The organism is Mogibacterium pumilum, from assembly GCF_002243385.1.
Lineage (GTDB): Bacteria > Bacillota > Clostridia > Peptostreptococcales > Anaerovoracaceae > Mogibacterium > Mogibacterium pumilum.
In genome coordinates, this window is record NZ_CP016199.1 from 1,474,884 (window position 1) to 1,481,227 (window position 6,344).

General features: G+C 39.4%; 7 protein-coding genes. All 7 read right to left on the reverse strand.

Annotated elements, in window-relative coordinates:
• On the reverse strand, positions 1-213 hold a 213-nt coding region (gene tnpA, locus AXF17_RS07070), incomplete at its 3' end, for an IS200/IS605 family transposase (protein WP_157682633.1).
• Between the two features lie 270 nt (positions 214-483).
• Complete coding sequence (proC, locus tag AXF17_RS07075; protein WP_094234411.1) at positions 484-1,287, reverse strand: pyrroline-5-carboxylate reductase; 804 nt, start codon at positions 1,285-1,287, stop codon at positions 484-486.
• 169 nt (positions 1,288-1,456) lie between these two features.
• Positions 1,457-3,832, reverse strand: a complete 2,376-nt coding sequence (hypD, locus tag AXF17_RS07080) for a trans-4-hydroxy-L-proline dehydratase (RefSeq protein WP_094234412.1) — start codon at positions 3,830-3,832, stop codon at positions 1,457-1,459.
• A gap of 2 nt (positions 3,833-3,834) precedes the next feature.
• A complete protein-coding gene (locus tag AXF17_RS07085; RefSeq protein ID WP_094234413.1) occupies positions 3,835-4,743 on the reverse strand; it encodes a trans-4-hydroxy-L-proline dehydratase activase in 909 nt (302 codons plus the stop codon).
• A gap of 405 nt (positions 4,744-5,148) precedes the next feature.
• The gene (locus tag AXF17_RS07090) at positions 5,149-5,568 is read right to left on the reverse strand and encodes a hypothetical protein (protein ID WP_094234414.1); all 420 of its coding nucleotides are present in this window, start codon (positions 5,566-5,568) and stop codon (positions 5,149-5,151) included.
• Positions 5,561-5,923, reverse strand: a complete 363-nt coding sequence (locus AXF17_RS07095) for a hypothetical protein (protein ID WP_094234415.1) — start codon at positions 5,921-5,923, stop codon at positions 5,561-5,563. Before AXF17_RS07095 ends, AXF17_RS07090 begins: the two co-directional genes overlap by 8 nt.
• Positions 5,901-6,344, reverse strand: a 444-nt coding sequence (locus AXF17_RS07100; RefSeq protein ID WP_330398485.1) for a hypothetical protein, incomplete at its 5' end; no start/stop codon positions are given. The genes AXF17_RS07100 and AXF17_RS07095, both read right to left, overlap by 23 nt.

Sequence of the window (6,344 nt, forward strand, 5' to 3'; positions counted from 1 at the left end):
CTTTGGCGGTATTTCTACAAGCATATGTATATGGTCAGGGCATAGCTCAGCCTCAACAATGTTGATACCTTTTCTTTGGCATAGGATTCTTATCATCTTTCCTATTTCCACTCGGTACTTCCCATATATTTCTTTTCTTCTATACTTCGGTGCAAATACTATATGATATTTACATCTCCAGCTTGTGTGTGCTAGAGTATTTTTGTCATCCATGATGGCAACCTCCTTTGTTATTTGATGTGGTTGGCGAACCAACGTCATGATAACATTGGAGGTGTTTTTCTTGAAGCTAAAGCTATCCTAATCACACCGGCATAGCCGGTGGTTTATTGATTCACTTCGCTATCGCTCGGCGAATCCACTGCTAAAGCAGAACCAATCAAAGAACTCGATTCAGCTGAATCGAGTTCTCTTTATGCAACGATATTCTATATATCTATGTGTCCATGTTAGTATCAGCTAGATATTTTTGCGAATTAAGTTCTAGCCTCTCATAGCCGCTGACTTCTCTGTAGCTGCATTAGCACCTTCGATTACTGCGCTTCTGAAGTTGTTGGCTTCGAGAGTGCGAACAGCTGCAATAGTAGTTCCTGCTGGTGAGCATACCATATCCTTGAGTTCACCAGGATGTTTTCCAGTCTCCATAACCATCTTAGCAGCACCATATACTGTCTGTGCAGCGAATTCATATGCTTGTCTTCTAGGCATTCCTCCAACCACTGCCGCATCAGCAAGAGCTTCGATGAATAGGAATACGTAAGCTGGACCACTGCCACTAACTCCTGTAACTACATCGAATAGATTTTCTGGTATAATTTCAGCCTTTCCAAAAGCAGCCAGAATACTAAGAGTAGTCTTAGTTTCTTCTTCACTTACGAACTCATTTGGGCAAGCTGCCGACATACCTTCACCAACCTGAGCTGGTGTGTTTGGCATTACGCGAACGAGTTTTACACTCTTGTCACCGAATGCTTTACCAAGATAGTCTAGTGTCACACCTGCTCCAATCGAGATGAACACGTGATTATCCTTTACGTGATCCTTTATTCCCTCGATTACTGGCGCATAATACTGTGGCTTTACTGTGAGGAATATGTAGTCACATTTCTCTAGTACATCTAGATTATTGTCAGTAACTTCTACTCCATTCTGTTCTTTAGTTTTATTTCTTCCAAACTCAGTTGGATCTGCACCGACGATGTCTTCGGGCTTGCATACTCCAGCGCTGATGATACCACCCATCATCGCATTTGCCATAACACCTGTGCCGATAAATCCTATTCTCATTTCTGCCTCCTAACGCACGCAAATACTATAAGTAAATTTATATTAGATGGATTGGCGCAAACTAGTCACGCCAATCCAGTCAAGATGTAATTATTTAGAATATACTACGTATATCCGCTTCATGTATCTATTATACATTGAATTCGCTTCTATACACAGTTTATTCCTTTTAGCTAAACGACTGTTCAGTTCTGTTGATAATCTCATCCTGAAGTGGCTTATCGAGGTTACGGAAGAAGTCGCTGTATCCAGCTACTCTTACGATTAGATCCTTGTATTCCTCAGGGTTCTTCTGCGCCTCGATTAGAGTTGCTCTATCGATTATGTTGAACTGAATGTGATGTCCATCCATTGCGAAGTAAGAACGAACGAGATCCGCCATGTGCGCTAGACCCTCTTCACCTGTTACTACATCAGGTGTAAACTTCTGGTTGAGAAGAGTACCACTTGTTGCGAGATGATCCATCTTAGCGCAGGACTTGATAACAGCTGTAGGTCCGTTTACATCGGCAGCCTTCTCTGGTGAAATTCCCTCAGATACTGGCTTATGTGCTTTACGTCCATTAGGAGTTGCGAGGATAACATCACCAAAGTATACGTGGCAAGTTGTAGGGAGCATGTCGATTCCGTACTTTCCACCCTTCATATTAGGTCTGCCAACGATTGTGTCGTGGTACAGGTCAAAGATCTGTTTCATAACGTCATCTGCGTAATCATCATCGTTTCCGTATTTAGGAGTCTTTTCAGTTACTAGGCTATAGATATAGTCGTATCCTTCAAAGTTGTGCTCCATAGCTTCGATGAGCTCGTCCATAGTGAAGTTCTTCTCATCAAATACATTGTACTTAACCGATGTTAGGCAGTCTGTAACTGTTCCGATTCCTACACCCTGGATGTAGTTTGTGTTGTAACGAGCTCCGCCTGCATTGTAGTCCTTAGCATTCGAAATACAATCGTTAGTTACTACTGATAGCAATGGTGCTGGCATAAATTTAGCGTAGATTCTCTCGATGATATTGTTTCCGTATATCTTGATATTTACGAAGTATTCTAGCTGCTTCTTAAATGCATCCCACAACTCCTCGTAAGTCTTGAAATCCTTAGCATAGCCTAGCTTTAGACCTAGCTGCTTACCGGAAACCTGATCATAACCGTTGAACAGCGTCATCTGGAAAATCTTAGGAATATTCATATAACCTGTAAGGATATACGCTTCACTTCCCCATGCTCCAGTCTCAACGCATCCAGAAGAACCGCCGCGGCGAGCATCTTCGAGTGTCTTTCCTGCATTTATAAGCTCCATAATCTGAGCTTCTGTGTTATAGAATGCTGGCTGCCCCCAACCCTTTCTTGAAATCTCGCAAGCTCTCTTGAGGAATCTCTGAGGAGTTTTCTTGCTGATTGTTACGTTTGAGTTAGGCTGTACAAGTTTCATATCATCCATACAGTCAAGAATTAGATAGCTAACTGCGTTAACACCGTTCTCTCCAGTTGGTGTAACTCCACCAGTGTTTATATTAGCAAAGTCTGTGTATGTTGCACTCTCCTTGAGTGTAATTCCTACCTTTACAGGTGCTGGCTGGTTGTAGAACTTAACCCACAGGCACTCTAGAAGCTCGAGAGCTTTCTCATCATCGAGAATACCTGCTTCAGTATCTGCTTCATAGTACTTGATGAGGTGCTGATCCAATCTTCCAGGGCTGAATGCGTCCCATGGATTGAGTTCTGTAGTAACTGCAAGGTGTGTGAACCAGTATAGCTGGATTGCCTGCCAGTAAGTCTGTGGTGCGTGTGCAGGAACGACTTCAAGGTTCTTAGCAATCTGTAAAATCTCAGCCTTTCTAACTGGATCTGTCTCTGCTTCAGCCTTCTCGAGCACTAGCTTGTGGTATCTCTCACCGAGGATGATTACTGCGTCGCAGCAGATATCCATAGCCTTTAGCTCTTCGTTCTTATCATAAGCTTCAGGATCGTTCATCCAGTCTAGCTTATCCATGGTTTCTTTAATCTTAGCCTTATAATCCATGTATCCGGTAGTGAATACCTGTTCTCCACCGCAAGTGTGTCCAGGACCTCTCTGCTCCATGAACTCAGTGAATACACCTGCTTCGTAGCATTCATGCCACTCAGGCTTCATCGATGCTAGGATTTTCTCACGGATAGTTCTGCCTTCCCAGAATGGGATGATCTCCTTCTTCTGAAGCTCTCTATCTTCTACAGTAGTGTGGAATGAAACGAGCTTTCTTTCGCTCATTACAATCATATCATCTTCGCTGTGGCAGCAAAGTTCAGGGAATGTAGGTGAAGCCTGTGGGTCTTTACCCTTTTCACCAACGAGAAGTTCTCCATCGCCGAAGTAAAGTGTCTTCTTAGAGAAGTACTCCTTTAGAACCATAGCTCTCATTACAGGAATTGAGTATTTCCCATCGTTTTCTTTGTAGAAATCTGTCTCAATCTTAGCTCTTTCGAGATCGATGTGTACCGGTGTGTTTACACTGATGTCTCTTAACTTCTGAATTCTCTCATTCATACCATGTGTTGCCATTGCTATCCTCCTATCTTGGTATTAACAAAACCAGCTTTTATAAATAGTTCAGCGAACTTATCCATCTCTTCCTTGAAAGGTGCGTGTAGCTCATTGCCCTCATACACCATTCCTATCTTCGAATATTTCGGAACACCTGCGTCATGATAAGGTAAAAGGTTGATCTTTGCCGGGTGTATTCCGTTGTCCTGCAAGAACTTTATGGTATCCTGCATATTTTTTTCATTGCCGTTAACTTCTTTGATAACCGGGATTCTTATGTAAATCCTTGCGCCATCCTTAGAAAGTCTTGCAAGGTTGTCGAGTATCCTCTCGTTGCTAACCCCCGTATATTTCTTATGGAGTTCATCGTCCATGCACTTGAGGTCGTATAAGAACGTATCTGTGTATGGAAGGATTTTACTGAGTCTCTCATATGGAACGTATCCACATGTGTCGATAAAAAGCGAAATTCCGTTGCGCTTCAGCTCCTTAGCTATCGAGAGTAGGTAATCTATGTCCATCATCATTACTTCGCCACCTGAAAGTGTTACGCCACCACCCGACTCTTCGTAGAACATGAGATCTTTCATGAGTTCTTTTACAAGTGCCTTAGGTTCATAGTCCTTACCCATTACCTTCCGAGCTGAATTTGGACACATCTTGCTACACTTGTCACAACGGTCACACTTGTTAGCATCAGTAAAAGCCTTTCCGTTCACAATGCTAATTGCTCCTGTATGACATACACTGATGCATGAACCGCATCCTACGCACTTCTCACTGTCAAACTCAACCTCCGGATTATAGCACTGTGTCTCCGGGTTATGACACCACGTGCAGTGTAGCGGACAACCTTTAAAGAATACTGTGGTCCTTATACCATCTCCGTCGTGTATCGAAAATTTTTGAATGTTAGTAATCGCCTTCATGTCTCAATCACCTTCTAATATTTTTTAGACTGCGTTCTAAATTTAATATAACCATAACATTATGATAAAACCTTGTCAATGTATTTTGTTAATTATTTTTCGAAATTTTGCAAAAAAAAATGGGAAAATTTCCCCATCGATAAAATCATATATTAATGCACACCACATTAATATAACCAATATTCTAAAAAAGTAATCTGATGTTCTACTTACCAATCTTAAATACTATTTTATTTCTATACTGTCCAGTGCTTCATGTAGGCTCTTCAACTCTAGATAGTTTCGCACTACAAATACTAGACATACTATATTAATAAATAAAAGTACACATAAAATAATTTTTCGCTTGGTGCTCATTTTCTTAAACCTCCCTTTTATCAAAATTCAATCTGCACACAATATTAGTTAGTACTCCCACTGATATCCTGCCTCTGTCATATCCTTAAAAATTTTATCTCTAATATCCGAGGGGCTATGTTGCTCTTTAATTTTGTTTTTAGCACGATAATCTTTTTGAAATTCAATCAGATCCTTCGCTTTATTACCTTTCTCCTTAATTGATATGTCATATCCTTCACTATTAAGGTATTCTACAATTGCATTTGTGTTATGACCCTTTTTGATACTATAAGTGACGTCTTCATCGATTATAGCAAAATCTACTAGTTTACAATCAATAACTCTCAAGTTCATACTTATTTTCATTTGAATTAACCACTTTAAATTAGCTATCCCAATGTTTATTTTATACGTAGAATAACATGAAAAGAGAGATACTAATATAGAAACTAATACAATTATATTGAACCTATTTTTTTTATCCATTTATATCCCCCATTATTAATTGATTCTTAATTTCATCTCTAACTTCCACAGTTGAATATAGTCCTACATGCTCACCACATTCTCTTAAAGTTTCAATATTATCTTTCATTGAGCCTTTTAATGGATAGTCTTTATTATCCACATATATCATAACCGCTTCTGTATTTGGTTCAAGTCTTATGACGCACTTATCATTAATCTGAGTGACGTATGAATCTGTTGTTGCTAATTCAACTTTAATCATATAGTTATACATAGAGAGCTGAAGTGATGACATATTTTTCTTCTCGGTATCTGCAAACAGCCCAATCGCTTCCACAGAGATTACTTTTTTAGTATCCGTAGTCCCAACCATACCCTTTCTTTTTCATATCATCTAAAATTGTCAGGTGGCACTCATCAGCATTATGAACTTTCAAATTCATTTTGTCACAATAATCGTCAATCATCTTCATAATTTTCTTTCTGTTCCTTTGAGCTTCTGTGTTATCTACAACATCTTCAAATTCTGCCTTTGTTTTCTCAATTTCCTCATATGTGACCGGATACCCTTCATCATTAAGATATCTTATGATTGCATCTGTATTTCTTCCTTTTTGCCAAGTAAGTATATTATTTTTTTTAGTAGTATCTAAATCAAAAACAAGGCTAATTTTAAAATTTTCTTTTTTCCATTCTTCCTTTAATTTTTCGCTTTGTTTTTTGTATGCCCCATACTCTTTTACAATTATTACTGAAGAAACACATACACTTATCAAAATTAGTATTATAAAAAT